Source organism: Aquisalimonas asiatica, assembly GCF_900110585.1.
GTDB lineage: Bacteria > Pseudomonadota > Gammaproteobacteria > Nitrococcales > Aquisalimonadaceae > Aquisalimonas > Aquisalimonas asiatica.
Map to the genome: position 1 here is coordinate 193,511 of NZ_FOEG01000002.1, position 26,880 is coordinate 220,390.

The 26,880-nt window shown below is 65.0% G+C and carries 26 protein-coding genes; 11 read left to right on the plus strand and 15 right to left on the minus strand.

What is annotated here, in order from left to right; all coding sequences use genetic code 11:
• Position 1 precedes the first annotated feature (1 nt).
• From BMZ02_RS05635 to BMZ02_RS05645, 3 genes are all read left to right on the plus strand, one after another.
• Positions 2-415 carry a hypothetical protein gene (locus BMZ02_RS05635; RefSeq protein WP_091640717.1) on the plus strand — a complete coding sequence of 138 codons (414 nt, stop codon included), beginning with the start codon at positions 2-4 and terminating at the stop codon, positions 413-415.
• Positions 416-669: 254 nt separating this feature from the next.
• Positions 670-1,449 carry a ferredoxin--NADP reductase gene (locus BMZ02_RS05640; RefSeq protein ID WP_091640719.1) on the plus strand — a complete coding sequence of 260 codons (780 nt, stop codon included), beginning with the start codon at positions 670-672 and terminating at the stop codon, positions 1,447-1,449.
• Between the two features lie 115 nt (positions 1,450-1,564).
• A complete protein-coding gene (locus BMZ02_RS05645; protein WP_091640720.1) occupies positions 1,565-1,969 on the plus strand; it encodes a globin in 405 nt (134 codons plus the stop codon).
• Positions 1,970-1,990: 21 nt separating this feature from the next.
• On the opposite strand, the gene BMZ02_RS05650 is transcribed toward BMZ02_RS05645, so the two are convergent.
• Together BMZ02_RS05650 and BMZ02_RS05655 are read right to left on the minus strand one after the other, a co-directional pair.
• Positions 1,991-2,584, minus strand: coding sequence for a TetR/AcrR family transcriptional regulator (locus BMZ02_RS05650; protein ID WP_091640722.1), 594 nt, complete (start codon positions 2,582-2,584; stop codon positions 1,991-1,993).
• Between the two features lie 192 nt (positions 2,585-2,776).
• A complete protein-coding gene (locus BMZ02_RS05655) occupies positions 2,777-2,980 on the minus strand; it encodes a cold-shock protein (protein WP_091640723.1) in 204 nt (67 codons plus the stop codon).
• Between the two features lie 263 nt (positions 2,981-3,243).
• Here BMZ02_RS05655 and BMZ02_RS05660 point away from each other — a divergent pair, with 263 nt between their 5' ends.
• Positions 3,244-4,740 carry a 1-acyl-sn-glycerol-3-phosphate acyltransferase gene (locus BMZ02_RS05660; protein WP_091640725.1) on the plus strand — a complete coding sequence of 499 codons (1,497 nt, stop codon included), beginning with the start codon at positions 3,244-3,246 and terminating at the stop codon, positions 4,738-4,740.
• Here the strand turns inward: BMZ02_RS05660 and BMZ02_RS05665 are convergent.
• The 3 genes from BMZ02_RS05665 to dctP form a co-directional block, all read right to left on the minus strand.
• Positions 4,730-6,043: a TRAP transporter large permease gene (locus BMZ02_RS05665; protein ID WP_091640727.1), complete on the minus strand. Its 1,314-nt coding sequence runs from the start codon at positions 6,041-6,043 to the stop codon at positions 4,730-4,732. The two genes, BMZ02_RS05660 and BMZ02_RS05665, sit on opposite strands and share 11 nt — an antisense overlap.
• Positions 6,040-6,591: a TRAP transporter small permease subunit gene (locus BMZ02_RS05670; RefSeq protein WP_091640729.1), complete on the minus strand. Its 552-nt coding sequence runs from the start codon at positions 6,589-6,591 to the stop codon at positions 6,040-6,042. Before BMZ02_RS05670 ends, BMZ02_RS05665 begins: the two co-directional genes overlap by 4 nt.
• A gap of 121 nt (positions 6,592-6,712) precedes the next feature.
• The gene (dctP, locus tag BMZ02_RS05675) at positions 6,713-7,753 is read right to left on the minus strand and encodes a TRAP transporter substrate-binding protein DctP (RefSeq protein WP_216110714.1); all 1,041 of its coding nucleotides are present in this window, start codon (positions 7,751-7,753) and stop codon (positions 6,713-6,715) included.
• Positions 7,754-8,213: 460 nt separating this feature from the next.
• Here dctP and BMZ02_RS05680 point away from each other — a divergent pair, with 460 nt between their 5' ends.
• Both BMZ02_RS05680 and cfa read left to right on the plus strand, forming a co-directional pair.
• Positions 8,214-9,074 carry a crotonase/enoyl-CoA hydratase family protein gene (locus tag BMZ02_RS05680; RefSeq protein WP_091640731.1) on the plus strand — a complete coding sequence of 287 codons (861 nt, stop codon included), beginning with the start codon at positions 8,214-8,216 and terminating at the stop codon, positions 9,072-9,074.
• 127 nt (positions 9,075-9,201) lie between these two features.
• The gene (gene cfa / locus BMZ02_RS05685; RefSeq protein WP_091640733.1) at positions 9,202-10,359 is read left to right on the plus strand and encodes a cyclopropane fatty acyl phospholipid synthase; all 1,158 of its coding nucleotides are present in this window, start codon (positions 9,202-9,204) and stop codon (positions 10,357-10,359) included.
• Between the two features lie 26 nt (positions 10,360-10,385).
• Here the strand turns inward: cfa and BMZ02_RS05690 are convergent, their stop codons facing one another.
• A complete protein-coding gene (locus BMZ02_RS05690; protein WP_091641838.1) occupies positions 10,386-11,015 on the minus strand; it encodes an SDR family oxidoreductase in 630 nt (209 codons plus the stop codon).
• Positions 11,016-11,149: 134 nt separating this feature from the next.
• The gene (locus BMZ02_RS05695; RefSeq protein ID WP_091640735.1) at positions 11,150-11,797 is read right to left on the minus strand and encodes a TetR/AcrR family transcriptional regulator; all 648 of its coding nucleotides are present in this window, start codon (positions 11,795-11,797) and stop codon (positions 11,150-11,152) included.
• Between the two features lie 241 nt (positions 11,798-12,038).
• Here BMZ02_RS05695 and BMZ02_RS05700 point away from each other — a divergent pair, with 241 nt between their 5' ends.
• From BMZ02_RS05700 to BMZ02_RS05710, 3 genes are all read left to right on the plus strand, one after another.
• Positions 12,039-14,129 (plus strand): 3-hydroxyacyl-CoA dehydrogenase NAD-binding domain-containing protein, encoded by a 2,091-nt coding sequence (locus tag BMZ02_RS05700; protein ID WP_091640737.1) that lies wholly within the window; start codon positions 12,039-12,041, stop codon positions 14,127-14,129.
• Between the two features lie 52 nt (positions 14,130-14,181).
• A complete protein-coding gene (locus tag BMZ02_RS05705; protein ID WP_091640738.1) occupies positions 14,182-15,360 on the plus strand; it encodes an acetyl-CoA C-acyltransferase in 1,179 nt (392 codons plus the stop codon).
• A gap of 251 nt (positions 15,361-15,611) precedes the next feature.
• Positions 15,612-17,372, plus strand: coding sequence for an AMP-binding protein (locus BMZ02_RS05710; protein WP_091640740.1), 1,761 nt, complete (start codon positions 15,612-15,614; stop codon positions 17,370-17,372).
• Between the two features lie 50 nt (positions 17,373-17,422).
• Here the strand turns inward: BMZ02_RS05710 and BMZ02_RS05715 are convergent, their stop codons facing one another.
• Positions 17,423-17,788 carry a DUF2784 domain-containing protein gene (locus BMZ02_RS05715; RefSeq protein WP_171909829.1) on the minus strand — a complete coding sequence of 122 codons (366 nt, stop codon included), beginning with the start codon at positions 17,786-17,788 and terminating at the stop codon, positions 17,423-17,425.
• 148 nt (positions 17,789-17,936) lie between these two features.
• On the opposite strand from BMZ02_RS05715, the gene BMZ02_RS05720 reads away from it, so the two are divergent.
• Positions 17,937-18,482: a helix-hairpin-helix domain-containing protein gene (locus BMZ02_RS05720; RefSeq protein ID WP_091640744.1), complete on the plus strand. Its 546-nt coding sequence runs from the start codon at positions 17,937-17,939 to the stop codon at positions 18,480-18,482.
• A 6-nt stretch (positions 18,483-18,488) separates the two neighbouring features.
• Here BMZ02_RS05720 and BMZ02_RS05725 read toward each other — a convergent pair whose 3' ends face one another.
• The 3 genes from BMZ02_RS05725 to BMZ02_RS05735 all read right to left on the minus strand — a co-directional run bounded on the left by BMZ02_RS05725 (position 18,489) and on the right by BMZ02_RS05735 (position 20,907).
• Positions 18,489-19,406 (minus strand): LysR family transcriptional regulator, encoded by a 918-nt coding sequence (locus tag BMZ02_RS05725; protein ID WP_091640745.1) that lies wholly within the window; start codon positions 19,404-19,406, stop codon positions 18,489-18,491.
• A gap of 67 nt (positions 19,407-19,473) precedes the next feature.
• On the minus strand, positions 19,474-19,680 hold the full coding sequence (locus tag BMZ02_RS05730) for a YjfB family protein (RefSeq protein ID WP_091640747.1): 207 nt from the start codon (positions 19,678-19,680) through the stop codon (positions 19,474-19,476).
• A 429-nt stretch (positions 19,681-20,109) separates the two neighbouring features.
• The gene (locus BMZ02_RS05735) at positions 20,110-20,907 is read right to left on the minus strand and encodes a UDP-2,3-diacylglucosamine diphosphatase (protein WP_245753955.1); all 798 of its coding nucleotides are present in this window, start codon (positions 20,905-20,907) and stop codon (positions 20,110-20,112) included.
• Positions 20,908-21,123: 216 nt separating this feature from the next.
• Here BMZ02_RS05735 and BMZ02_RS05740 point away from each other — a divergent pair, with 216 nt between their 5' ends.
• The gene (locus tag BMZ02_RS05740) at positions 21,124-21,387 is read left to right on the plus strand and encodes a hypothetical protein (protein WP_091640753.1); all 264 of its coding nucleotides are present in this window, start codon (positions 21,124-21,126) and stop codon (positions 21,385-21,387) included.
• Between the two features lie 66 nt (positions 21,388-21,453).
• Here the strand turns inward: BMZ02_RS05740 and BMZ02_RS05745 are convergent, their stop codons facing one another.
• The 4 genes from BMZ02_RS05745 to BMZ02_RS05760 all read right to left on the minus strand — a co-directional run bounded on the left by BMZ02_RS05745 (position 21,454) and on the right by BMZ02_RS05760 (position 26,820).
• Positions 21,454-22,836, minus strand: coding sequence for an OprO/OprP family phosphate-selective porin (locus BMZ02_RS05745; RefSeq protein ID WP_091640756.1), 1,383 nt, complete (start codon positions 22,834-22,836; stop codon positions 21,454-21,456).
• A gap of 223 nt (positions 22,837-23,059) precedes the next feature.
• Positions 23,060-24,718, minus strand: coding sequence for an ABC transporter permease (locus BMZ02_RS05750; protein ID WP_091640759.1), 1,659 nt, complete (start codon positions 24,716-24,718; stop codon positions 23,060-23,062).
• A gap of 18 nt (positions 24,719-24,736) precedes the next feature.
• Positions 24,737-25,753: an extracellular solute-binding protein gene (locus BMZ02_RS05755; protein ID WP_171909830.1), complete on the minus strand. Its 1,017-nt coding sequence runs from the start codon at positions 25,751-25,753 to the stop codon at positions 24,737-24,739.
• Positions 25,753-26,820, minus strand: coding sequence for an ABC transporter ATP-binding protein (locus BMZ02_RS05760; RefSeq protein WP_091640761.1), 1,068 nt, complete (start codon positions 26,818-26,820; stop codon positions 25,753-25,755). Before BMZ02_RS05760 ends, BMZ02_RS05755 begins: the two co-directional genes overlap by 1 nt.
• Positions 26,821-26,880: the final 60 nt, after the last annotated feature.

Genomic DNA, 26,880 nt, shown 5'->3' on the forward strand with positions numbered 1-26,880 from the left:
AATGAGTGAAGCCGACCAGATGCCCGATATGTCCCTGGATACGAGTGCGCTCGTCCAGGAAGAGACCTTTACGGATGGCCGGGTCGGCGCCATTCGCCGCATGACCCCGGTGAACACCGATGGCAGCCGCGATGAATCGCGCCCGGTCACATACAGCGGGCAGAGCCAGGTGATGACCCAGGGCGGCGCGCTGCCGCTGTCGTTCGATATCGAGGCCGACAGCCTGGAAGACGCCATCGCGAAATTCCCGGACGCCGCCAATCAGGCACTGGAGGACATGATCCGGCGCATCGAGGAGATGCAACGCGAACAGGCCACCTCGATTGTCACACCCGGCCAGGGTGGCGGCATGGGGGGTGGCATGGGTGGCGGCGGATCGCAGGGCATGCCCGGGGGCGGCATCCAGTTCCGCTGATGAGCCGCCCCTACCGGCCGGGAGGCACCGGCTGTAACGCCATATGTCGAAATGGGTTATAGCTTATGCGAATAACCCATTTCACACATATTCCTTTTCCCCCTAAGCTTTGCACCATCAAGGCAATCCGCGTGGCGATAGCCGCTTGAAACCCGAGCGCGTCGACACGCGGCCCGGGAGGCCGGACGGTTCCGGCTCCGCGGTGCCTGTTACCATTCGATCTTGAATCTGAACGTCCAGGGAGAGCTGGCGACATGAGCAACATGGCTACCGAACGCGTGATCAGCGTGCACCACTGGAACGATACGCTGTTCAGCTTCCGTACCACCCGTGATCCGGCCCTGCGTTTCGAGAACGGCCAGTTCGTGATGATCGGGCTGCAGGAGGAGAGCGGCAAGAAGCTCATGCGGGCGTACAGCATCGCCAGCCCGAACTACGAGGATCACCTGGAGTTCTTCAGCATCAAGGTGCCCGACGGCCCGCTGACCTCGCGCCTGCAGCATCTCAAGGAAGGCGATGAGGTGGTGACCAGTCGCAAGCCCACGGGGACGCTCGTGCTCAGCGACCTCTCGCCGGGCAAGAACCTGTACCTGTTCAGCACCGGTACCGGACTGGCCCCGTTCCTGAGCGTGATTCAGGACCCGGAAGCGTACGAGCGGTTCGAGAAGATCGTGCTCATCCACGGTGTCCGCTACAAGAGCGAACTCGCCTACCAGGATTTCATCCAGCGGGAGCTGCCCGAGAACGAGTTCTTTGGCGAGATGATCCGCGAGAAACTGATCTACTACCCGACCGTCACCCGGGAAGAGTTCGTGAATCAGGGCCGAATCACGCACCTGGTGGAGACCGGCAAGCTGTTCGATGACATCGGCCTGCCGCCCCTCAACCCGGAACACGACCGTGCCATGATCTGCGGCAGCCCGGCGATGCTGGAAGACATCAGCAACATGCTGGATGCCCGGGGCTTCAAGGCGTCGCCGCGCATTGGCGTGGCGGGGGATTACGTCATTGAACGTGCCTTCGTCGAGAAGTAACGAACCCGGGTGCCCCCGGCCCATCAGGGCCGGGGCGCATTGATCTGCATCAACACCGACCCAGCCTGCCCCAGGCATCCTTACGCCTCCTTTCACTACCCCGAAGGAGGCAGTCGTGGCCGACCAGTTTAAGGACATCCATCAGAGTTACGGCCGCTGCCTGCGTAGCCGTGATTTCCTCGAGCGCTTCTATACCCTGCTATTGGACTCCTCGGAAGAGATCCGGCCCATCTTCGCCAACACCGATTTCGGCCGCCAGCGACGGGCCCTGCGCCGGGGTATCACCACTGCGCTCCTGTTCGCCAGCGGGAGCGACATCGTCACCCGGGAAGTGGAACGCATGGCCGAAGTCCACAGCCGTCGCGGACGTGCGCCGGTGCGTCCACCACTCTACGAGTACTGGCTGAATACGCTGTTGCAGACAGTGCGGGAGCGCGATCCGGAAATTACCCCGGAGCTGGAACAGCGCTGGCGGCAGGCCATGCGCCCGATCATCAAGCATTTCCAGCGGGCCTACTGAACTGCAAGGGAAACGCTGACGTCAGTCGCGGTCCAGGGCCAACAACAACACGTCGAGGGCATCCTGCACGTGATTGCGGTCCTCGTCGGCCTTCACCAGCGTACGCAGCCCGCCCATTCCGGCCACGATGTACGCGGCCAGCCTGTGCGGGTCCCTGGCACTGCGGATGCTGCCGTCAGCCTGACCGCGCCGCACAGCCTCTTCGAAGACGGCGCGAAACGCGCTCAACGCCAACTGAACCTGATGGGTGACATCCGGATCGCGGTGGCCGAACTCGGTCGCCGTATTGAGCACCAGACACCCCCTGGGCCCCCCTTCGGCATCCCGCTCGTCAACCGCACGCCGCAGCATCAGCTCCACGAAGGCACGGCCACTGGGCGCCTCTTCCAGACGCTGCCACATGGCTGCAGCGGTCTTCTCGCGGTAGTACTCCAGGCACCGGGAGAACAGGCGGTGCTTGTCGCCGAAGGTCTGGTACAGGCTGCTGCGGGAGAGCCCGGTGGTCGCCAGTAGCCCCTGCAGCGAGGTGCCCTCGTAACCGCGCGACCAGAACAGCTCCGTCGCCCGGCCCAGCGCAACGGGTGGGTCAAACTGTCGAGGGCGTCCGGCACGCATGGCAGAGTGTCTCCGGGATTATTCCGATCAGGCAGTTTATAACGCCTTGCCACCAAAGATAACCCCGCGACGGGGCCGACCACCGGCAAATGCGTGAACTCGCTCCCAGAACGCAAAAAACCCCGCCGGAGCGGGGTTTTCAACAGGCGCGCGTGCCAGCGGCTCGCCGCGGCACGCATCAGCCAGTCAGGCTCAGATCGCGGTGACGTTCGCCGCGGCCAGGCCCTTCGGGGTGTCCTGGGTTTCGAACTCGACCTGCTGCCCTTCGGCCAGGCTCTTGAAGCCCGCGCCGTTGATGGCGGAGTGGTGAACGAACACGTCCTTGCCACCATCCTGAGGGGTAATAAAGCCAAAGCCCTTGGCGTCGTCGAACCACTTAACGGTACCGGTCATCATCGTTACATTTCCTCATCGATCGTTTGCGTATTGCAGGTCGACCTGAACAACGTACGGAGTGACGACCAAGAAGGGCGGGACTGCCGAAGGTACTCAAGCTGGACACTGCAATTGGGGAGACTACAGCATGATTTGCCATCAGGCCAGCATTTTCCTTGTCGCACCGCGACGAGGCTCTCACTGGGCGACGGCGCAATGTGACAGCTCCGTGCTCGCGTGATACACGTTCCCGCTACGACCCCGGCTTCGAGACTCCCGAGATAATGACGGAACCGGTACAGGTACCCTACTGGCTGCTCTTGGTCATGCTGCTCATCACCCTGTGGGCGGTGCTCGCGCGCCTGTTGATTCCCACGGTGCGCTGGTTCTTCCGGCGCCGGCTGAGCGGGCTCATCGAGGAGGTGAACCGGCGGCTGCATCTGAAGCTGCCGACGTTCAGCCTCACCAAACGGGAAGTCCTCATAGACCGCCTCGCCTACGACCCGCGCGTGCTGGCCGCCGTCAGGACCTATTGCGAGGACAACGGCACACCATGGGCGGTGGCGCTGCGGCGCGTGGACGCCTATGCCCGCGAGATCGTCCCGGCATTCAACGCCTACGTCTATTTCCGGCTCGGTAACCGCCTCGCGCGGGCGATCGTGCGCCGGTTCTACCAGGTGCGACTCGCCTACCGGGACGAACGCGGCCTCGCCAACATCGACCCGGACGCCAGCATCGTCTTCGTCATGAACCACCGCAGCAACATGGATTACGTGCTGGTGGCCTACCTGGCGGAAGACCAGACTGCGCTCTCCTACGCCGTGGGTGAGTGGGCCCGGGTCTGGCCGCTGGAGCCGCTGGTCCGGGCCATGGGCGCCTACTTCGTGCGGCGCAACGACCACAATGCCCTCTACCGTCGCGTACTGGAGCGCTACGTGCAGATGGCGGTGGATGGCGGCGTGGTGCAGGCGGTTTTCCCGGAGGCCGGACTCAGCCGGGACGGCGCCCTGCGCGCACCACGGGCCGGGCTGCTTGACTACATGCTGCGGGACTTCAACCCGGGCGGCGAACGGGACATCCTGTTCATTCCCGTGGGTCTCACGTACGACCGTGTGGTGGAGGATCAGTCCCTGCTGGCGGAAGCCCACGGGCAGATCAAGCGCCGCTCGACGGTGCGGGCCATGGGCCAGGGCGTCATGCTGCTGCTGCGCAACGTGGGCAACCGCCTCACCGGGCGCGCCGATACCATGGGTCACGCGGCGGCGGGCTTCGGCACCCCGGTCTCCGCACGGGCGTGGTGTCAGGCACGCAACGCCGACCCCCGCTTCCTGCCCCCGCGGGAACGACTGCGCCTGAGCCGCGCCTTCGCGGGCCACGTGATGGAGTGCATCGGCGAGGTCACGCCGATCCTGCCAGTGCCGCTACTGTGCTGGCTGCTGACCCGGGAGCCGGGCCGGGAGTGGTCCCGGGAGGCACTGGATTCCGCGTACGCCGCCGTTGTACGGGACCTGGAATCCCGGGGCCGGGCTGCGCCCTACATCCCCATTCCCGATCCGTCCGAGGGCCTGGATCTGGCGATCGCCATCCTCCGCGAGCGCAACGCCATCCTGGAGACGGACCATGGCGGTTTCACTCCCGCGGAAACCGCGCGGCCACTGCTGGAATACTACGCCAACAGCATCGAGCATCTGCTGCGCGACAGCCGCGTCGCAGACGATCCGGCGGCGGATCCCGACGTGATGCCGGAATCCGCCGCGGACGCCCCCCGAACTAACCCATGAGCAGGTTGGGCAACCACAGTGCAATGCCCGGGAAGAGGATCACCAGGAACAGCCCGAACATCTCCACGGCCGTGTAGGGAATCACCGAGCGGTAGATATCCCCCATGGTCACGCCGGGCGGGGCCACCCCTTTCAGGTAGAAGAGGTTGAAGCCGAACGGCGGCGTCATGTAGCCGATCTCCATCATGATGATGAAGAGAATGCCGAACCACACGGGATCAAATCCGAAGCCGGTCACGATGGGGAGGAACACCGGCAGCGTGATCAGCATGATGCCGAGCGGGTCCAGCACCATGGCCATCAGGAAGATGATGATCAGGATGGCCGCCAGCGCCCCCCACTCCCCGCCGGGGATCGACATCATGAACTCGAGGATCATGGGCTGGGCGCCCATGGAGTTGTACGCGGTGCTGAACGCGTGGGCAGCGAACAGGATCCACATGATCATGCCCGTGAGCCGGAGCGTGCGAACGCACGACTCCCGCAGCATCTCCCAGCTGAAGCGGCGATAGACGATGGACGACACCAGGGCACCGAAGACGCCGATGGCGGCCGCCTCCGTCGCGGTGGCGACGCCGGCCAGGATCGAGCCGAGCACGATGACGACGATGAAGATCGGCAGGATCACCGACCGCAGAGCGATGAACTTGTCCTTCAGGCTGCCGCGATCCTCCGCCGGCAGCGCCGGCCCCAGATGTGGCTGAAAGTAGCAGCGGATGCCGATGTAAAGCGACACCAGCACCATCAGGAGCAGCCCCGGGACGATCCCGGCGGCGAACAGCTCACCCACCGACACACCCGTGATCAGGGCGTAGAGAATCATGATGATGCTCGGCGGAATGAGAATCCCCCAGCCGCCGCCGGCGTTGATGGCCCCCAGCGCCATCTCCTTGTCGTACTTGCGCTCCAGCATGTTGGGCAGGGCTATCGTCCCCATGCTGGTCACCGCCGCCCCGCTGATCCCGCACATGGCGGCAAAAATGGCACAGATGCCGACGGTGCCGATGGCAAGCCCGCCACGCACGCCGGACCACCACAGGTGCATCATGTGGTAGAGATCGCGGGCAACACCCGAGCGCTCCAGCAGCATCGCCATGAAGATGAACAGCGGGATGGCGATCAGCGTGAAGCTGTTCATGGTGCTCCACATGTTGGAGGCCACCATGTAGAAGGCATCCGGCCCCCAGTCGAAATACAGGAACACCACCGACACACCGCCGAGCACGAAGGCCAGGGGCACGCCCAGGAACAGGAAGAACAACAGCGAGCCGAAAAACAGCAGCGTGATCATCTCGACGCTCATAGCTGGTCCTCCCCTGCCTGCTCGGGGAATAGCGGCTCGCTACCCTCCAGGTTGAAAAGAATCAGGATGTCGTGGATGAGCTTGACGATGCCCTGCAGCAGCAACAGCCCGGCGCCGACGGGGATCGCAAGCTTCACGGGCCATACCGGGGGATTCCACGCCGAGCGGGACGTTTCCCACCGGCTGATGGAGTCCTCCGCCATGCTGTACCCCTCGGTCACCAGCACCAGCACGAACGCGAAGAACAGGGCCGAGGTGAGCACGTCCACGGCCGCGCGCACCCGCCTCGGAAAACGCGCGTAGAAGATATCCACGTTCACGTGGGCACGCTGGGTCATGATGTAGGCACCAGCGAGGATGGCGTAGGCACCGAACAGCATCTGCGTCAGCTCGCCCGTCCATACCGTGGGCGAACCGAACAGATAGCGCATGTTCACTTCCATGAACAGCAGCACGAACATGGCCAGGACAAGCCAGGCCAGCACCGCTCGACCCAGCCACTCATTGGCATGGGTCACGCCGCGGAGCACCTTGCGCAGGGCGTTCATAACATCTCCGTAGGGGGCATCTGTCACCGGAACAGTGGTGACCCGGCCATGCGGCCACCACTGGCGAAACGCGACAGGGGGAGTCTGCCGCTGGCAGCGGCAGACTCCCCCCTCGGCAGGCTTACTCCTCGTCGATGTGACCGAGGTCGGCAAGCAGCTCGCGCATCATCTCGACCGCTTCGGCCGCACGCTCACTCTCCCCGGCCTGGTCGTCCCAGAGGGTCTCGGCCGCCTCGAGCATGGCGTCCTGCACGTCTTCCGGCAGCTCGATGACCTCGACGCCGTACTCCTCCTTGGAGCGCGCCAGAGCGGCCTGTTCCTGGTAGATGTACTCGTTGGTACGCCGCCAGAACTGCTCTTCAATGGTGTCTTCCACCGTCTTGCGGATATCATCCGGCAGCTCGTCCAGGGAGTCCTGGCTGATGATGTAGGCATCGATGCCGCCGATATTCAGCGGCGGCCGCACGTGATAGGGCGCCACCTCGTACAGGGACATGCTCATGGCACCCTGCACGGCACCCCAGTGGGCACCATCGACCACACCGGTCTGCAGCGCCTGGTAGAGCTCCTCGCCGGGGATTTCCGATGCCGCTGCGCCGGCCTCCGTCAGGAATGTCTGCAGAATCCCCGAGGACCGGATGTTCAGCCCCTCGAAGTCACTCAGGGACTCGACTTCCTCGGAGAGCACCATCTCCGTGGGGTAGACCTTCTCGGTGAAGTAGGCGACGCCGTAATCCGCCGCCTCTTCGCGGATCATGTCCTCGAAGCCCTTGTGCTTGAAGAAGTAGGCCGCTTCCCAGGTCTCCTGGAACCCGTTCGGCAGGCCGAAGGCGACACCGGCGGTGGACAGCCGGTCCATCTCGTAGGCGGGTGAAATGGTCCCCATATCGATGGTTCCGCGACTCACCGCACTGAAGATCTCGTCGTGCCCGAACAGCGACCCGGCCTCGTGCAGCTCGAGCTCAAGGCGTCCGTCCGTGCGCTCGTACAGCTTCTCTTTCAGCGTCTCGAGGCTGTCGCCGTAGGAACTACTGGCGCTGGGCCAGTGGGACTGCACGCGCCAGGTATACGTCTCGTCTGCAGAGGCGGTGGCCGGGGCCAGGGCGAGCCCGAGCAGACCCGTGGCGGCGGCGGAAAGACCCAGTTTCATGGAATGCTTCACGGTATTCTCCTCCCGAAATCGAATGATGCCGACTGCGAAACCCACCAGTGCTTTGGCACCTATTATTGATTCTGTGGACGTTATTCAGCCTACATCTGGCAAACCCCCTGTCAACCGCAAACACTTCCAAATACCGACTGCCAAGGTCCGCTCTGCGGAAGAGACAACCCATTGACATTAATAAAAAAGATAAGCAAAGCACCTTGACACTCCGCCCCGGACCAGCCACTTTCGACGTACATACATCACAGCGTTACCCGGCCTTTGGATACGTTAATTCCATGATTTTTTCAGGGCTTTCAGGCAATTTCACCATCATAACTGTCTCCAGTGAATTTGCGGAATAACAGTCACACCTGACAGAGCAGCTCCAGCGCAATAGACTGAAGGCGCAAGGGCCGACCGCAGCCAGCGGGCTGCCCGACCCGATACAGACATCCACACCGCAAGGAGATGCGCAGTGACCTACGAAACGCTGCAGTACGAGGTCGACCAGGGCGTGCTGACCCTGACCCTGAACCGCCCCGATCGCATGAACGCCTTCAACGACGTGATGCGGCGCGAACTCATCGAAGCCTTTGACGCCGCCGACCAGGATGACGCCGTGCGCGCCATCATCGTCACCGGCGCCGGCAAGGCCTTCTGCGCCGGCGCCGACCTGGAGAAAGGCGGCGACACGTTCAACCGGGACAAACGCGAGGACAAGGAGCTCGCCAGCAGCGAGCGTGATGGCGGCGGCACGGTCACCCTGCGGATCTACGAGTGCCGCAAACCGGTCATCGGGGCCATCAACGGGGCTGCCGTGGGTATCGGCCTCACCATGCAGCTGCCCATGGATATCCGGCTGGCCTCGACCCGGGCACGCTTCGGTTTCGTCTTCGCCCGTCGCGGCATCACCATGGAGGCGTGCTCCAGCTGGTTTCTGCCCCGACTGGTGGGCATGCAGCAGGCGGCGGAGTGGGTCTACAGTGGCCGCGTCTTCGGCGCCGAGGAAGCGCTCGCGGGCGGCCTTGTCCGCAGCCTGCACGAGCCGGACGCCCTGCTCCCCGCCGCACGGGAGCTGGCGCGGGAGTTTGCCGACAACACCTCGGCGGTGGCGACCGCGCTCAACCGTCAGCTCATGTGGCGCATGCTGGCCGCGGACCACCCCATGGAAGCACACAAGATCGACTCCCGGGCCATTGCCTACATGGGCCGCTCCGCCGATGCGCGCGAGGGCGTCAGCAGTTTCCTGGAGAAGCGCCCGGCCAGTTTCACCATGGGGCCGTCCGGGGACATGCCGGACTTCTTCCCCTGGTGGGACGAGCGGCCTTTCAAATGACGGCTGGCGCCGCCGGGGCACCCGGCGGCGCGCACGGGGAGGATCAATGCGGACCGATTCGTCTATGCTGATAGTGACAGGAGGATGACAGCGCAGCGTAGCGAGTGAGCTGCGCAAGGAGGGGTTGATGGCATCACCTACCCGCACGCGCCTGCCTTCGCGGCAGCAGAGCAGGAACAGCCTTGACCGCCTGATGCACGACCTGCTGGAGAAGGCGGACATCCGCGTCAACGGCAACCGCCCGTGGGACATCCAGCTCCACGCCGACAACGTCCCGGAGCGCGCCCTTGCCTACGGCAATCTCGGCCTGGGGGAGGCCTACATGGACGGTCACTGGGACGTGGAGCGTCTTGACGAGTTCTTCTTCCGCATCCTTCGCGCCCGCATCCACGACCAGGTGCAGCCACTGCGCCTGGCCTTTCACTCCATGCGCGCCAGACTGCTCAATCTGCAGAACCTCCGGCGGGCCCGCCAGGTGGGCGAGGTCCACTACGATCTCGGTAACGATTTCTATGCCGCCATGCTCGACCGCCGCATGACCTATACCTGCGGTTACTGGCGGAATGCCCGGACTCTGGATGAGGCGCAGGAGGCGAAACTGGACCTGATCTGCCGGAAGCTCGAACTCGAACCCGGGATGCGCGTACTCGACATCGGCTGCGGCTGGGGCAGCTTCATGCAGTACGCCGCAGAGCACTACGGGGTCGAATGCGTCGGGCTCACCATCTCCGAACAGCAGGTGTCACTGGGGCAGGAACGCTGCCAGGGCCTGCCGGTGGAGTTCCGCCTGCAGGACTACCGGGAAGTGGACGAACGCTTCGATGCGATTGTCAGCATTGGCATGTTCGAGCACGTGGGCAGGAAGAACCACCGCACGTTCCTGGAGACGGTCAACCGCTGCCTGTCGGACGACGGCCTCTGCCTGCTGCACACCATCGGCAAGCACCGCCGCAATTCGACTCCGGATCCGTGGGTCGACAAGTACATCTTCCCCAACGGCGACCTGCCCGCCCTCGGCCAGATCACCGATGCCGCCGAGGACCTGGCCATCATCGAGGACATCCACAACTTCGGCGCCGACTACGATCCAACGCTCATGGCGTGGGAGCGCAACTTCGAGGCGGCCTGGCCGCAATTCCGGGATCGCTACGGCGAGCGTTTCCGGCGCATGTGGCGCTACTACCTGCTGAGCTGTGCGGCGCTGTTCCGGGCACGCGAGACGCAACTGTGGCAGCTGGTGCTGTCCCGGCGCGGGCTCGTGGGCGGATACCGCCGGACGAGCTGACACCCGGCCGCGCACCGGGCGCTGCGTCAGCGGATGACGTCGTCCACGGACCGGTCGCCATCCACCAGCGGAATCTCCCGGTCGGTGATGTCCGGATTGCGCAGGGCAGTGAACAACGCAAGCGCGACGTTGCCGCGGCTGATGTCGACGCCCGGGGACTGATCCGTATCCGTCGTGACGAGCCCGGTGGGTTCATCGTCGGTGAACTTGCCCGGCCGCAGGATCACATGGGGCAGCGCCGAGCGCTGCAGGATCAGGTCAGCGGCGTATTTCGCCGCCAGATAGGGCCGCAGGTTCTCCGGTCCCACCAGCGGATCGGCCGCCCGAAGGGCGCTGAGCATGATGAACCGCGAGACACCCGCTTCCTCGGCAAACTGAATGGCGCGAACCGCACCGTGCAGATCCACCAGCAGCGTGCGGTCAGCGCTGGTATGGGGGCCGGAGCCCGCCGCGAACAGCACCTGATCGCAGCCGGCCAGGGCCTCGTGGAAGTCCCCTTCCAGGTCGCCCTGCACCGTCTCGATACCCTGCTCCTCGAAGAGCGGCTCTTCGGCGCGGTGGCGGACCATGGCGCGAACCGGAATCCCGGCTTCCGCGGCCAGGGCGCAGACCTGCCGGCCGATGCGTCCGTTGGCACCAATGACTAGTACGGTCATGCTGATCTCCTCCAGCGGCGCACGCCAGGCGCGCCCCGAATGCATGGGCCGTGCGCCTTGCAACTCACCGGCGCGGCCTCTCCAACGCACACCCTACGGATCATGAGGCCGTTGATCCACCGTGGAACGGCCTTTTACTCGCCGTCCGGCTCCAGCATGCTGCCGCCGCCGCGCTCATGCCACTGAATCACGAGATTGGCGATCAACTGCTCGATGCGCTCGACTTTCGCCTCATCCCGGTCGGGGCCGGTCATCACCAGCTGCGCGCCCATGGTAGCCACGTACAGCAGTAACGACAGGTCCTGTGCTCCGTCACCATTATCCGCGATACGCAGCAACTGCGCCTCGTTCTGGCTGATGCGCGCTTCATCCACTGCGGCCACCGCATCCGCGGCCTCACGATCCCGCCGGGCGAAATCCCGCACCGCCAGCTCGACGCGCATGCGACGCACGCTGCGTCCGGTGTCGCCCAGAAGCAGTCTGAGGATGCGCCGCGTTTCCGTGTGCACATCACCATCACCGGATTTCCAGTGATCCAGATCCGCCATCCGTCGCTCACGCCAGCGCTGCAGAAAGCTCGACAGCAGATCCTGGTGATCCCGGAAATGCCAGTAGAAACTCCCTCGCGACACTCCGAGCCGACGGGCCAGGGTGAGTATGCGCACGTTGTCGAAGCCGCCCTCCACCACCAGCTCCGTGGCCGCGTCCAGCCAGTCGTCGCGCGTGAGCTGATCCCGGTCACCCCGCCGCCGTCGACCGCCGGAAGACTCCGCCTCAGTCATTTCCTACCCCACTGTGAAGCATTGACGCCCCTGCAGAACATGAACTACCGTTCCAGTCACCATACACTAGTGTATTGGGATAAAAGAACCGCCCGAATGCCACCTGAAAAGCGCGCCGGCACCGCCATTGGTGGTGGCCGGCCGGCGCTGGCGGCGGCGGTTTCCGCAAAGACTGTTCCGGAGCGGCCGGCGTACCGTGCCACCAGCGACCGGCGTCCTGTTAAGCAAGTCAGGAGATGACATGAGCACAGCCCACTACGAAGTCAAAGGCGAGATTGCCCTCATTCGCCTGGACAACCCGCCGGTCAACGGCCTGGGGTACGACCTGCGGCGCGGCATTGTCGACGGCATCCGCAAGGCGGAAGGGGACAACGCCATCAAGGCCGTGGTAATCACCGGCACTAACGGCACCTTCTCCGGCGGTGCAGACATCCGCGAGTTCGGCACGCCGAAGATGATGGCCGAGCCCAGCCTGCCCACGGTGATCAACGTCATCGAGACCAGCAGCAAGCCGGTGGTGGCCGCGGTGGACGGCAACTGCATGGGTGGTGGGCTGGAGCTGGCCCTGGGCTGCCACTACCGGGTCGCCACCCCGAACGCGAGCGTCGCCCTCCCGGAGGTCAAGCTCGGCCTGCTGCCCGGCGCCGGGGGCACCCAGCGCCTGCCCCGCGTGGTCGGCGTGGAGCACGCGCTGAACCTGATCGTCTCCGGCACCACCGTACCGGCGAAGATGTTCCAGGGCAGCGCCCTGTTCGACCAGTACAGCGAAGGCGACCTGGAAGCCGATGCCGCCGCCCTGGCCGATCAGGTGGTCAAGGAGGACAAGCCGCTCAAGCGCGTGCGCGACATGCGCGTCTCCCACCCCAAGGCCGAGGCGTTCTTCATGTTCGCCCGCAACGGCATCAGTCAGATGGCGAAGAACTACCCGGCGCCGCTGAAGTGCCTGGAAGCCGTGCGCGCCGCCGTGGAGAAGCCGTTCGATGAAGGCCTGCAGACGGAGCGCCAGCTGTTTGCGGAGCTGATGCAGACCCCGGAGTCCGCCGCCCTGCGCCACGCCTTCTTCGCCGAGCGCGAGGCGTCCAAGGTCCCGGACATCGGCAAGGACACGCCCAGCCGCGAGATCAAGCACGTGGGCGTCATCGGCGCCGGCACCATGGGTAGCGGCATCGCCATCAACTTCCTCAACGCCGGCATCCCGGTGACCATCCTGGACATGAAGCAGGAGTCGCTGGACAAGGGCGTGGCACACATCCGCAGCGTCTACGAGGGCCGCGTCAAGAAAGGCAGGATGAAGCAGGAGGACGCCGAGCAGAAGCTCGCCCTGCTGCACACCGCCACCGACTACGACGCCTACACGGACGTGGACCTGGTCATCGAGGCGGTGTTCGAGGACATGAGCGTGAAGCAGAAGGTGTTCGAGACGCTGGACGCCACCTGCAAACCCGGCGCCATTCTCGCCAGCAACACCTCCACCCTGGACCTGAACAAGATTGCCGGCTTCACCAAGCGTCCGGAAGACGTGGTCGGCATGCACTTCTTCAGCCCGGCCAACGTCATGAAGCTGCTGGAAGTGGTGCGCGGCGACAAGACCTCGAAGGAGGTCATGGCCACGGTCATGAAGATCGGCAAGACCATCAAGAAGACCGCCGTGGTCTCCGGCGTGTGCGACGGCTTCATCGGCAACCGCATGGTCGGGCCCTACCAGCGCGAGGCGTTGATCATGCTGGAGGAAGGCGCCACGCCGCAGCAGATCGACAAGGCCATCGAGAAGTTCGGCTTCGTGATGGGGCCGCTGCGCATGGCCGACCTGGCCGGTGGCGACATCGGCTGGGCCATCCGCAAGCGCCAGTACGAAGAGAAGCCGGACATGAAGCGCCTGGTGATCGCCGACCGGCTCTGCGAGATGGGCCGCTACGGTCAGAAGACCGGCGCCGGCTTCTACCGCTACGAGCCGGGCAACCGCTCGCCGCTGCACGACCCGGAAGTCGATCGCGTCATCGAGGAGTGCCGCAAGGAGATGGGCATCACCCCGCGCAAGATCAGCAGCAAGGAGATCGTCGAACGCTGCATCTACGCCCTGGTGAACGAAGGCGCACGCATCCTCGAGGAGGGTATCGCCCAGCGGGCGTCGGACATCGACATCGTCTACCTCACCGGTTACGGCTTCCCGGTCCATCGCGGCGGGCCGATGCATTATGCCGACCAGGTGGGGCTCATGAACGTCGAGCGGGCCATGGAGCAGTTCCGTGCCAACCCCAACGTCCAGCCGGGCTTCTGGGAACCGGCACCGCTGCTGACGAAACTCGCCGCCGACGGCAAGACGTTCAACTGAATACGCGACAGGGGGCCCGCCATCGCGGGCCCGCTGACACCAGGAGAGACACATGAATGACGTAGTCATCGTATCCACTGCCCGTACGCCGCTGGCGAAATCCTGGCGCGGGAGCTTCAACCTGACCCACGGCGCCACGCTCGCCGGCCACGCCATCCAGCACGCCGTGGAGCGCGCCGGTGTCGACGGTGCGGAAATCGACGACGTGATCATGGGCTGCGCCCTGCCCGAGGGCTCCACCGGCAACGACGTCGCCCGCATGGGCGCCCTGCGTGCCGGCCTGCCCGTGAGCGTGGCAGGGGTTACGGTCAACCGCTTCTGCTCCTCCGGGCTGCAGGCGGTGGCCATGGCGGCGCAGCACATCATCGTCGACAACGCGCCGGTGATGGTCGCCGGCGGCGTGGAGTCCATCTCCACGGTGCAGGCCGACGTGAACACCAACTACATGCAGGAAGAGTGGCTGGCCGAGCACAAGCCGGAAGTCTACTGGAGCATGCTGCAGACGGCGGAAACCGTGGCCGAGCGCTACAACATCCCCAAGGAGGCGCAGGACGAGTACGGCGTGCGCAGTCAGCAGCGGGCGGCCGCTGCCCGGGAGGCAGGCAAGTTCGACGACGAGATCGTGCCCATGACCACGGTCATGGGGGCCGCGGACAAGGCCACCGGCGCAATGATGACCAAAGAGGTCACCGTCTCCCAGGACGAGGGGATCCGCCCGGACACCAACATCGAGGGTGTCAGCGGCATTCGCTCCGCCATGCCCGGTGGCGTGATCACCGCCGGCAACGCCAGCCAGTTCTCCGATGGCGCGTCGGCCCAGGTGCTCATGTCGGCCAAGGAGGCGGAGCGACGCAACCTGAGCCCGCTGGGCATCTTCCGCGGCTTCGCGGTGGCCGGCTGCGAGCCGGACGAGATGGGCATCGGCCCGGTCTACGCCATTCCCAAGCTGCTCAAGCGTCACGGCCTCAGTGTTGACGACATCGGGCTGTGGGAGCTCAACGAGGCGTTCGCGGTGCAGGTGCTCTACTGCCGTGACAAGCTCGGCATCCCGGACGAGCGCCTGAACGTCAATGGCGGCTCCATCGCCGTGGGCCACCCCTACGGCCTGACGGGCTCCCGTCTGGTCGGTCACGCCCTGATCGAGGGCAAGCGCCGGAACGTCAAGTACGTGGTGGTGACCATGTGCGTCGGCACCGGCATGGGCGCAGCCGGCCTGTTCGAGGTCGCCTGAGCCAGCCTCCCGCCTTCTTCCGGCCGCCGGCGGTGCACACCCCGGCGGCCCGGGGGCAGGCGCGTCGTTGCCCGCATGGCAAAGACCTGCCCAAGACGCGCCATCCTGCTATCCTGTCTCGGGAATGAGGCCATCCGGCCGGTTCGTCCGCAGGCCATGCACGGCCCGCGGGCGCCCATGGACACCCGGGTGAGGTGACGGCATCATCCCAGCAATCACGCCATAACAAGATCAAACGGAGGAGATTGGCCATGACGGATTCGGCCCAGGAACCCGGCAACACCAAGACCGGCGCGAGCTTCGAGCCCTATGACGCGCGGCCCTGGCTGAAGTTCTACGGCGAGGAGAGCCAGAGCGACCTGGACGCCCTGCCCTACAAGAGCTTTGGCGACATGGTGCGCCAGGCCAGTCGCGAACATGCAGAAAAACCGGCGTTCACCACCTGCCTGCCCACCGGCACGACCGGCACCCTGACGTTCGCCGAGGTGGACACGCTGTCGGACCGGTTCGCCGCCTACCTGCGCTACGAGCTGGGCCTGGAGAAAGGCGACCGCGTCGCCATCCAGAGCCCCAACTGCCTGACCTATCCCATCTTCATGTTCGGTGCCGCCAAGGCGGGCTGCGTGCTGGTCAACATCAACCCGCTGTACACCGTGCCCGAGATCGATCACGCCCTGAACGACTCGGGTGCGAAAGTACTCCTGATGATCGACATGTTCGCGGACAAACTGCCGCAGGTGGTGCCGAAGAGCCAGGTCCAGACGGTGGTCATCCACAGTGTGGCGGATTTCTTCCCCACGGTCCGGCGCTTCATCGTGCGCACCGTGCAGAAGCTGAAGAAAATGGTCCCCAAGTGCGAGGTGCCCGCCACCACCATCAACGAAGCGCTGGAGCTGGGTGCGAAACACCTGGCAGCCGGCAAATCGGTGGACACCATCGAAGTGAGCCAGGACGACCTGCTGGCGCTCCAGTACACGGGTGGCACCACCGGGCGCTCGAAGGGCGCCATGCTCACCCACGGCAACCTGATCTCCAACATCCAGCAGTCATACAACAACCTGCAGAACAGCCTGCCGGACGAGCGTGTGGCGATGACGGCGCTGCCCATGTATCACATCTTCGCCCTGGGTGTGAGCGGTATCTTCTTCAGCCTTGGCGGGCACAACGTGCTGATTCCCTCGCCGCGGCCGGTGGCCAACCTCAAGCCGGCGTTCGAGAAGTACGACATCCGCTTCTTCTCCGGCGTGAACACGCTGTTCAACGGCCTGCTGGCCGAAGACTGGTTCCGGGAAGCGCCGCCGCGCAACCTGGAGATCACTATCGGCGGTGGCACCGCCGTGCAGGACGCCACGGCAGAACGCTGGAGAGAGGTGGTGGGGCACCCCATCTACCAGGCCTACGGCCTGACCGAGACCAGCCCGGGCGTCACCACCAACCCGCTCAACGGCCCCGTCAAGATGGGCAGCATCGGCATTCCCTATGCCAGCACCTGGTGCCGCATCGTCGACGAGGACGGCAACCCGATGCCCGTGGGCGAGCCGGGCGAACTGGTGGTCAAGGGCCCCCAGGTGATGAAGGGCTACTGGAATCGCCCCGATGCCACCGACGAGGCCATGGATGACGGCTGGTTCTTCACCGGCGACATCGCAAAGATGGACGACGACGGCTACTTCTACATCGTCGACCGCAAGAAGGACATGGTCCTGGTCTCCGGCTTCAACGTCTACCCGAACGAGGTGGAGGACGTCATCGCCCGGCATCCGGGCGTCCGGGAGGTCGGCGTCGTCGGTGTGCCGGACGACGAGACCGGCGAGGCCGTGCGCGCCTACGTGGTCAGGGCCGACGAGTCCGTCACGGAGGACGATATCCGTGACCACTGCCGCCAGTCGCTGACCAGCTACAAGGTGCCCAGGCAGATCGTGTTCCGGGAGGAAATCCCGCTGACACCGGTGGGCAAGGTGCTGCGCAAGGACCTGCGTGCCGAGGCCCTGAAGGAGCTGGGCAAGGCGTGAGCCCGGGCCGGGTGCGGCGCCGCCGCACCCGGCCCGCCCGTCTCAGGGGGTCACCCCAGGGCGAACAGCGCCAGATACAACGCGGCGTTCCAGGCCAGCAGCACCCATGCAACCCGCACCTCCAGCTGCCTGCGCGGCATCCCCTGCAGGCCGGACCTCTCCAGATAATGCTGAATGAACCCGCCCGCATAGCCGGACTCGCCGGCCGCGGCGCGGAAACGGTTCTCCAGGGGCGTCAATGGACAGGTGCAGCCACCGAAATTGATTCCCGCGGCCCAGGCGAGCACCGCCAGATGCAACACCATCCAGCCCGTGCCCAGCAGCGCCACTGGCGCGCCCAGTAACGCGAACAGCACGAATACCGCGTGAAACCACTTGATTGCATCGGCAGCAAACCGATACCCCGTCCGCTCCATATCACCCTCTGCGCTCCGCCCTGCTCTACCGCGAGCCTGCCACACGCCGTTCGTGACCTCTACCATCAGGTATGGAAGAATGAATCGGTGGCATGATGCACTGCCGTAATCTTCAGACGCAGACCACGCGCTGCAACGGAGCCTGACTATGGGACCGGATCTTTTCAAACGCTGGATGGACATGCTGTTCTGGTGGCTGCCCCGGGATGACGACGCGTCACGGCGCGGGGACAACACGTCCCAGGCGACGCAACGTCAGAAACCCGAGCAGCAGACACCACCCAGTAGTACCCAGGATACCGGCGCGGCCGGCCAGGCGGCGGCTGCCTCGAGGACAACGCAGACCTCGTCGGCACCGCAGGCCGAACCGGAACCGGCGCCGAGGCCCGAGCCCCCTGCCGAACCGGCTCCCGAAGCCAAGTCGGAAGGGGAGCCGGAGCCAGGGACCGCAGCCGACCCCGCCCCGGGCGCCAGCGCGACGAAAGCCGACGATGCGCCCGTGGACGATCTGACCGCGATCAAGGGTATCGGGCCGGCCATGGCCGCCCGCCTGCAGGATCTGGGCATTCGCACCTTCGATGACCTGGCGGCCGCCGACATCAAGGCCGTGACCCAGAAGCTGCGGGATCAGTCGGTCGTGATCTCGGAGAAGAAGGTCGAAGGCTGGTCCGTCAGCGCCCGGGAAATGGTCTAGTGTCCTTTAACCCGGGTTCGTAGCACCATCGAATATGGACTCCAGGTGCCGGCGCAGCCACAGGTTGGCCGGCTCGGAGTCCACGTTGGCGTGCCAGTACAGGTAGGAATCCAGCTGCGGCAGGGTCATGGGCAGCGGCAGCACGCGGTTGCCGAAAGCCTGGTTCGCAACCTGGGCGTAACGCTCCGGGATGGTCAGCACCAGATCCGTTTCGCTGACCACGCGGCATGCGGCGAAGTAGTGCTGGCAACGCAGGCGGATCGTGCGTTGCAGGCCCAGCCGGCTCAGCTCCACGTCCTCGATACCCGGCCCTGCCCGGCGCGAGCTGGCGACCACGTGATCCTGAGCCAGGTAGGTGTCCAGCGACATGGGCCCGTCGGCGATCGGGTGATTGTGCCGCACCAGGACAACCAGCCGGTTACTGACAAGACGCTTGTGGCAGACGCGCTCGGAGAGAGGCAGCCAGATGTCCACGGCCGCATCCAGTGACCCGGCGGCAAGCTCCGACTCCAGCCGACGCCGGTCCGCACGCACGGCCGACACCCGCACACCGGGCGCCTCACGCCGCACCTGGGCCATGAGCGGCGGCAGGACCGTTGTCTCCAGAACGTCACGCACCCCCAGGGTGAAGAGCCGGTCACTGGACTCGGGATCGAACCGGTCCGCCTCCACCAGCCCGATCTCCAGCCCCCGCAGCGCCTCCCGCACCGGGCCAATCAGGTTGCGCGCCAACGGCGTCGGCACCATGCGACGGCCCTCGCGCTCGAACAGGGGATCACCGAAGATGTCGCGGAGCCTGCCCAGCGCATGGCTCACCGCCGGCTGCGTCAGATGCAGCTTGCCGCTGGCCGCGGTAATCCCGCCTTCGGTGTAGATGGCCTCGAAGACCACGAAAAGATTGAGGTCCATGCGTTCGATATGCATGGGCCGGATTGTTACAGAGGACTGGCGGCGGCACCAGCCAAGTCGGATGGGCCGCCCGGGACCGGCACTACGCGCGGGTGTCGAGCATTTCACCCACCCGGTCACCCGGGTTGCTGGGCGCATTGCCGACAGCGTCGATGTTGTCGATCAACTGCAGCGCGGTGGACTCGTGCACGTCCATCGCCTTGCGCGTGACACTGGTCTGCAGCTCGGCCTGCAGCTGGGTCTGACTCATGCTCGTAGCGGTTGCCGCGATTGCGGATACATCGGCCATGACACACCTCCTTGGTATGGCCACAGGAAACCACGGTTCGCCATCGCGACCAGTGATCCATTTCACAATGTGGGCATCGCCCGTGTTTCCGGGGATGCTCCGTGATCGGGCAAGGACACGGCTGCATGCCCCAGCCTGGTGCTTCCCCCGGACCGGCGCCACCGCCAGCGCCGCAACAGAATACCGACAATCAGCAACTTGATGACCTGGCCCGGATCCTGCATTCGTCCGGGCGCGGCAGGATGCCGCCCAGCAATGCTTCTCCTCCTAATCGAACGGACTCCTTACGCCCCGCTCTCGCGGGGCGCTTTTTTTGGTGCGTCACGGCGACACGCGGTCGTGCGTTTGAGGTCGGATGGTGGATCTGAAGATCCACCCTACGGGTGCTTGCCCGGGTGCCATCGTAGGGTGGACCTTCAGGTCCACCACTCAGGCGGCCCGGCTGTCGGCCGCCGGGGCCACTGCCTCGTTGTAGCCCCAGGCATCCCGGCACTCAGCCCACCACAGCAGCTCCAGGGAGCCGTCGTGGTGCTCCACCAGCGCGGTGCAGCTCTCCACCCAGTCTCCGTCGTTGCAGTAGAGCACCCCGTCCACGTCACGCACCTCGGCGTGGTGAATGTGGCCACACACGACCCCGTCCACACCCTGCCGGCTGGCCTCCCAGGCAACCATGTCCTCGAAGTTCGAGATGTAGGCAACGGCGTTTTTCACCCGGTGTTTCACGTGGGCCGCCAGCGACCAGTAGGGGAAGCCGAACAGACGCCGTACCAGGTGCACCCAGTGATTCGCCCGTATCAGCAGGCCGTAACAGCGGCTGCCCAGCATGGCGACGGCCCGGGAGCATTTCACCACGGTGTCGAACTGGTCGCCGTGCAGCACCAGCAGCTTGCGCCCGTCCGCCGTGGTGTGGACGATCTGGTCCGTCATGGAGAAGTTGTCGATGACACTGTCATTGTAATCACGCAGCGCCTCGTCGTGATTGCCCGGGAGATACACCACACGGGTCCCGGACCACACCTTCTCCATGATCCGCTTGATCACCAGGTGGTGCTCCCGGGGCCAGTAAACCCGCTTGCGCATCTCCCAGACATCGACCATGTCGCCCACCAGGTAGAGGTAGTCCGACTCGGTGGCGTCCAGGAACTCCAGCAGGTAGTCCGCCCGTGCACCACGAAAGCCCAGATGTGCATCAGAGATGAAAATGCTCCGGTATCGAACCGGTTTCATGGGTTCAGCACACGTCATGGTTCATCCACCCCATCGACTGATGTTGTCAGGAGTGTGACCGCCCTTCTTGAAAGAGAGATTGCAGAACCGGGGCAGTTGCGTGACCACTCGCACCCGCCCGGACGACCGATGTCACGGCACTGTCGCCATTCCGTCAGCACCCTGTTTTACGGCATCGCGAGAATGCACCGACCTGCAACTGGGGAGCGTGTCACGATGCATTGGGAAACCGGAGAAGGACGGCTGATCTGTGAGGGGCGGACGGTGTTGAGCAGCGACCAGATCGTGCTGCGGCATCAGAGTGCGTCACGGGCAAACGGCTGGCTCGCCTACATCCCGTCGGTGACCACAACGGTCACCCGTCTGGGCCACCGCCGCCAGGCCCTGCTGGAGCTGGAAGACGGTCGCCGCGGCTGGTTCATGGTCGTCTCGCAGACGCCCAGCCTCACCGCCCTGCGCAGCTGCGGACGATTCGGCTAGCGGCAAAGAAAAGACCCCGCATAAGCGGGGTCAAGCTGTGGCTGGAGGATAAAGCTCGTTTTCGGGTCAGAACTCGAACTGGAAGCGGGCCGCGTACACCATGCTGTCCCAGTCCTTGCGTCCGTCGCCGAATCCGTCCTCACCACGCTGCGCATCCACATACATGACGTTAAGCTTGAGGACGATATCGTCTTCCGGATACCAGTTGAGTCCCAGCGTGTAGTGATCCAGCTTCTGGCGATCCTCGCGGTTATGGTGCTCATAGGAGTCGGCCGTCGCAAAGCGTGCCAGTACCTCCCAGGCTCCCCGGCCACCCGCACTCAGGGGCGACTGTATCCGGGTGGCACCGAAATCACCACTGAACGGGCGATAGTTCCGTGTCTCACCCGTCAGGAAATAACTGGTCTGCACGTAGTACCCTTCCGAGGTCATGCTGGTCACGTCGTCGCCGGGTTCACCATCGAAACCGTCCGAGTTGGAGTCCCGGTTGAGGTCCTGCCTGATGTACTCGCCCTGCACCGAGAACGGCCCGACGCCGAAGCCGCCTTCCAGGGCAACGGTGGTGAAGTCCTTGACGTTCTCCATGTCGTTCTCGCCGATCATGCGACCATCCACTGCCCGTGTGCCGAGGCGCGTGCGCATGCGGACCGATTCGTACTCTTTCTGGTCACCGCCGCTGCGGTCCCACTCGTACGCGTTGGCGCGGTAGTTGGCAGACACACCGAGGTGGCTCCAGAGGTCCTGCTCGGCATCAAAGACCGGGGCAAACGAAGCGCGGGCCGCAAGACTGTAGCCCTCGGTCACGTCACGATCCCTGGCAACACCATCACCGCCGAACGCACCGATCGCGGCGTAGTAATCCGGAACCAGTGTCTCGTACATCAACCCGATCTGCCGGCTTGGCCGGTAGGCGTCAACCGGCGCGGCCCGTTCAATGAAGCTGATCCGCCGCGAGCTGGTGGAGCTCTCAAGGCTGAAAGGCTCCTTGAAGTGGCCGACGGCCAACCGGCCGTTGTCGAAGAGGTAGGCCATGTAGGCGTTGGCAAAACGAACCTCGTCGTCCCGGAAATCCACCTCCAGCTGCCATTCCCAATTGTCGTACATCACCCCCAGGGCACCGAGCCGGGCGCGACGGATGATCGTGCCGTAACGGGCGAGATCTCCGTCGTCGGCGTCCTCGTCATCCGTCGAGGTGAAAGGATCCTGTACGAAGGCGTAGTCGGTCATGAGCCGGCCGCGAATACCGAAGCGGTGTTTGCCGTCTTCGGTCTCGACGCGGAACTTGTTGACGCGGGTGCGGACGGGATCATCACTCACGTCCATCATCGGCTCGTAATCAAGACCGGCGAATCGCTGCGCGCCGGTGTCGGCGTGTGCCAGTGGTACGGCCAGCACCGCGGCGATGGCGAGCGCCGGCGCAGCGCCCCATGTGGTTTTACTGTCGGACATGCGTTACCCCCGGGTAATTGATATGTAGGTGGTTCGCGGGGAGGATGCGGTCACCCTCCGGACAGCGGGATCAGTGGCAATCGAGCCCCTGGAGCGTCCGGTGCTCAGCTGTTGCCGCAACGCGACAGACTGTCTGCCACGAGCAACAGGGGTAGCTTAGGGGGAGCGCATGACACGACCGTGAGGTTGGCATGACACGTCCGTGACGGCCCGGTGACGCCGCTCAGCCGCGCCGTCGCAACTGGAATACCACCAGAACCACGGTGCTGAGCAGGATGGTCACCGTTGCCATGGCCATGGCAATGGCAATGTCCCCCTGCTCGAACTGGTTGAAGATGAACGTCGCCGTGGTATCGACGCCCGGAGGCAGAAGCAGGATCGAAGCCACCAGTTCGCGCATGCAGACGATGAACGTGGTGAGCCAGGCGGCCAGCAGGGCCGGGCGCAGACGCGGCAGTACGATGCGCGTGAACACCGTGGCGCGGCCTGCACCCAGCATTGACGCGGCATGCTCCAGGTTCTCGCCCATGCGCTGCAGACTGGCATTGGCGTAGTTGAGCGCGTCGGTGATGTAGATCACCACGTAAGCGAGCAACAGCATCCAGACGGTGTTATAGAGGTCGACTGGCACCCACGGGGCGTTCCAGGCCAGGATGAGCGCCACGGCCATCACGATCTTCGGGATCACGCGGGGCAGCAGCGCGATGCCATCCAGCACGCGCTGCAGTGGCCCCGCGGAACGCACGTTGACGTAGGCAATGTACCCACCGACCAGTACACAGATCGTCGCGGCGGCCAGGCTGAGCCCAAGACTGGTCAGCAACGCCTGCAACCCCCGCGATCCCGGTTCGAACAGGGCCCAGTAGTGCCGAAGGGTGAACGTCAGCTCCGCCCCGGCCCAGGAGTCCACGAGACTGGTGAGCACCATGGCGACGTAGGGCAGCACGGAACTCAGCAGAAACAGCCCGCCGATGAACGCCCACCCCGCCCATTTCCCCCAACGGCCCAGGGGTTGCAACGCCCCCTCGCCGGGCCGGAAGGCACCGCCGCCGAGCAGGCGCGCCAGCCAGCGACTGCCGTACATGCACACCAGTGCGAACAGACACAACAGACTCGACAGCGACGTTGCCAGGGCAAAGTCCGCCGGCCAGCTCGTGATCAGATAGAAGATCTCCGCTGGCAGCAGGGGCAGATTCGAGCGCGTGCCGAGCACGGCAGGCACGCCGAAGTTCGATAGCGCCTCCAGAAACACCAGCAGACCGGAGTTGAAGACGGCGGGGAGTAGCAGCGGCAGCAGGACGTAACGCATGCGCTGGAACCAGCCCGCACCGAACAGGGTTGCCGCATCCTCGAGCCGCCTCGGCAATGATCCGAGGGTCGCTTCCACCGCCAGCGCCACGTAGCCGAACGAGGCCAGGGCCATGACCAGGGTGACGCCCCAGAAGGAGAAGAACCACAGCCGCAGCCACTCCGGCAAGCCGCCGATCAGCCCGTCGGCGAACCCCCCTTCCTGCATCACCAGGATGTAGGACAGCGCGGCAATATACGGCGGTGTCATGATGGGCACCAGGAGGGAGAGCCGCGCCCAGAGCTTGCCGGGCAGATCCGTGCGGGCCAGGAGGTAGCCGCAGGGAATGCCGAACACCCAGCTCACCACCGTGACCGCCCCGGCCCAGGCCAGGGATGTCCGGATCATGGCCGGCAGCTCGGGGGTCTCCAGTATACGGCGGTAGGCTTCGCCGAAGCCGTCCAGCGACCCACCGAGAATATCCGGAAAGACACTCTGTGCGAAAAGAACCGCCAGTGGATATCCCGCCGCGACCGCCAGCAACAGCAGACACAGCAGCAGCGGCAACCGGGCCCTCAGGTACACCATCAGCATGCCCGGAAACCGACCTGATCAGTCATCGCCGCGCACCACCTCGGCGCGTTCGATCTCGATCTGAAACCGGCGCAGGACGCGGTTCTGGTTGGCCAGTGCCGCTTCCACGTCGTCCTGGAACAGCGGCGGCAACTCCCGCGTCCCCCGGGTCGAGGACGGCTCCGTGTCGCGTCGCGCCGGAAGCAGGTGCTCGTCGGCGACACGCCGCTGCACGGGTTCGGTGAAATAGAAATCCACAAAGGCCCGGGCCGCATCGGGCGCTCCGGTGCCAGCCATTATGGCAATGGGCCGACGCACCATGGCGGAGCCGGAGGGCGGGTAATGCATGACCACCGGGGCGCCATCGGCGATCTGGCGGTAGATGAGATAATCCACGGCGCCCAGTATCAGGTCGTAGGTTCCCACCAGCAGCCCGCTGATCGCCTGGCTGTTGGCGGCCGCGAAATCGAGGCCACTTCGACGCAGACCGAGAAAATCAGCCCACATGGCCTCCTCGGAGAGCGCATACGCAACCACGAAGTCCGCCGCCGAACCGGAACGCGACGGTGACGGCATGGTCACACGGCCCTGGAAGTCTCCGTCGAACACCGTGGCCCAGTCCAGGCCATCCTGATGCCTGCCTTCCCGGACGGCCATCCCGACCAGCGCGGCGGAGGTGGCATAGTAGTAACCATCGGGGTCGTGCCAGCCCGCCTCCGTCGCATCCACCCAGTCCGGATCCTGATAGCGCAACAGCCGGTCATCGGCTTTCAGCGCCTCGGCAGCGACCTCGCTGGCGAAGATCACCACGTCGGCGCGAGGGCGATACCGTTCGGCCTCCAGACGGGCCATCACCTGCCCCGTGGTGGCACCGAAGAACTCGACGGTCACCCCCGTCTCCCGGACGAAGTCATCGATGACGGCTTCTGCCAGCGGTCGCGGCCCGGCGGAATAAACAACCAGCGCGTCACCGTCGCCGTCATCACCAGCACAGCCGGCCACGAGGCCAAACACCAGCGGCAGCAGGGCCGGGAGTGTCCGGGAAAGCAGGCCCATCAATCCGATAGGAACCGCATGGCGCTTGCCGGGAAGCGCACGTGCACCGCCCCGCCGCGATTCACGGCGCCATCGGCGAAACCGCGGATCAGTCGCCCGTTCGGCAAGGTGGCGAACGCCTCATGCCGATCCCCGAGAAAATTGGTCTGCTCGCACGTTGCCGGTAGTTCCACCAGGTCGTCACCGCTGCAACACCGCTCCGAGGAAATGCAGATCGCTTCACGGCGAACCAGGCACTGCCCCGACTCCGCCGGCAGCGCCCCATTGCCCGGGAGGTCCAGCACGCCATCGTCGATGACGATACTGCTGCCGTTGCGCCGGTAGGGCATCAGGTTGCTCGCCCCGAGGAACTCGGCGACGAACTGCGTCCGCGGTTCGTTGTAAATCACCTCCGGCGTCCCGCACTGCTCGATGCGCCCGCGGTTCATCACCGCCACCTGGTCACCCAGCGTGAACGCTTCGGCCTGATCGTGGGTGACATACACGGCGGTGAGCCCCGTCTCCCGAAGCAGGCGCGCCAGTTCATGTTTGAGGTCTTCGCGCAAACGGGCATCCAGCGCCGAGAGGGGCTCATCGAGCAGCATGAGGTCCGGCTGCACGGCCAGGGCCCGCGCAATGGCCACCCGCTGCTGCTGTCCGCCGGAGAGCTGGTCCGGGCGACGGTTGCGGAAGGCGCCCATCTGGACCTGGTCGAGCACCTCCTGCACGCGTCGGGCCCGGTGGGGCGCATTGACCCGCTGCATGCGCAACCCGAAGGCGACATTCTCCGACACGGTCATGTGCGGCCACAGGCTGAAGTCCTGAAACACCATGGAGAACCCGCGCTCGCGCATGGCCACATGGATGCCGTTGGCAGGGTCGTCGAGCGTGCGCCCGCGGCACGCCAGTGTTCCCGAGTCAGCGGCCAGCATGCCCGTAATCACGTTCAACAGGGTGGACTTGCCGCAGCCGGACGGCCCCAGCAACACGACACACTCGCCCTGATTCACCTTCAGATCGATCCCGTCCAGCACCCGCCGACCGGCGAACTCCTTCGTGAGCCCCTTGCACTGCATGAACGTTGCCATGACGCCTCCATTAACGGTCCTGCGTTCGGTGGACCGTTTTCATGGCCCCTAGTGAACGGG

Bases quoted from the DNA above. Each gene is read 5' to 3' on its own strand.
- BMZ02_RS05635 (WP_091640717.1), top strand. From the start codon at position 2: ATGAGTGAAGCCGACCAGATGCCCGATATGTCCCTGGATACGAGTGCG.
- BMZ02_RS05640 (WP_091640719.1), top strand. From the start codon at position 670: ATGAGCAACATGGCTACCGAACGCGTGATCAGCGTGCACCACTGGAAC.
- BMZ02_RS05650 (WP_091640722.1), bottom strand. From the start codon at position 2,584: ATGCGTGCCGGACGCCCTCGACAGTTTGACCCACCCGTTGCGCTGGGC.
- BMZ02_RS05655 (WP_091640723.1), bottom strand. From the start codon at position 2,980: ATGATGACCGGTACCGTTAAGTGGTTCGACGACGCCAAGGGCTTTGGC.
- BMZ02_RS05660 (WP_091640725.1), top strand. From the start codon at position 3,244: ATGACGGAACCGGTACAGGTACCCTACTGGCTGCTCTTGGTCATGCTG.
- BMZ02_RS05665 (WP_091640727.1), bottom strand. From the start codon at position 6,043: ATGAGCGTCGAGATGATCACGCTGCTGTTTTTCGGCTCGCTGTTGTTC.
- BMZ02_RS05670 (WP_091640729.1), bottom strand. From the start codon at position 6,591: ATGAACGCCCTGCGCAAGGTGCTCCGCGGCGTGACCCATGCCAATGAG.
- cfa (WP_091640733.1), top strand. From the start codon at position 9,202: ATGGCATCACCTACCCGCACGCGCCTGCCTTCGCGGCAGCAGAGCAGG.
- BMZ02_RS05690 (WP_091641838.1), bottom strand. From the start codon at position 11,015: ATGACCGTACTAGTCATTGGTGCCAACGGACGCATCGGCCGGCAGGTC.
- BMZ02_RS05695 (WP_091640735.1), bottom strand. From the start codon at position 11,797: ATGACTGAGGCGGAGTCTTCCGGCGGTCGACGGCGGCGGGGTGACCGG.
- BMZ02_RS05700 (WP_091640737.1), top strand. From the start codon at position 12,039: ATGAGCACAGCCCACTACGAAGTCAAAGGCGAGATTGCCCTCATTCGC.
- BMZ02_RS05705 (WP_091640738.1), top strand. From the start codon at position 14,182: ATGAATGACGTAGTCATCGTATCCACTGCCCGTACGCCGCTGGCGAAA.
- BMZ02_RS05710 (WP_091640740.1), top strand. From the start codon at position 15,612: ATGACGGATTCGGCCCAGGAACCCGGCAACACCAAGACCGGCGCGAGC.
- BMZ02_RS05715 (WP_171909829.1), bottom strand. From the start codon at position 17,788: ATGGAGCGGACGGGGTATCGGTTTGCTGCCGATGCAATCAAGTGGTTT.
- BMZ02_RS05720 (WP_091640744.1), top strand. From the start codon at position 17,937: ATGGGACCGGATCTTTTCAAACGCTGGATGGACATGCTGTTCTGGTGG.
- BMZ02_RS05725 (WP_091640745.1), bottom strand. From the start codon at position 19,406: ATGCATATCGAACGCATGGACCTCAATCTTTTCGTGGTCTTCGAGGCC.
- BMZ02_RS05730 (WP_091640747.1), bottom strand. From the start codon at position 19,680: ATGGCCGATGTATCCGCAATCGCGGCAACCGCTACGAGCATGAGTCAG.
- BMZ02_RS05735 (WP_245753955.1), bottom strand. From the start codon at position 20,907: ATGAAACCGGTTCGATACCGGAGCATTTTCATCTCTGATGCACATCTG.
- BMZ02_RS05740 (WP_091640753.1), top strand. From the start codon at position 21,124: ATGCATTGGGAAACCGGAGAAGGACGGCTGATCTGTGAGGGGCGGACG.
- BMZ02_RS05745 (WP_091640756.1), bottom strand. From the start codon at position 22,836: ATGTCCGACAGTAAAACCACATGGGGCGCTGCGCCGGCGCTCGCCATC.
- BMZ02_RS05750 (WP_091640759.1), bottom strand. From the start codon at position 24,718: ATGCTGATGGTGTACCTGAGGGCCCGGTTGCCGCTGCTGCTGTGTCTG.
- BMZ02_RS05755 (WP_171909830.1), bottom strand. From the start codon at position 25,753: ATGGGCCTGCTTTCCCGGACACTCCCGGCCCTGCTGCCGCTGGTGTTT.
- BMZ02_RS05760 (WP_091640761.1), bottom strand. From the start codon at position 26,820: ATGGCAACGTTCATGCAGTGCAAGGGGCTCACGAAGGAGTTCGCCGGT.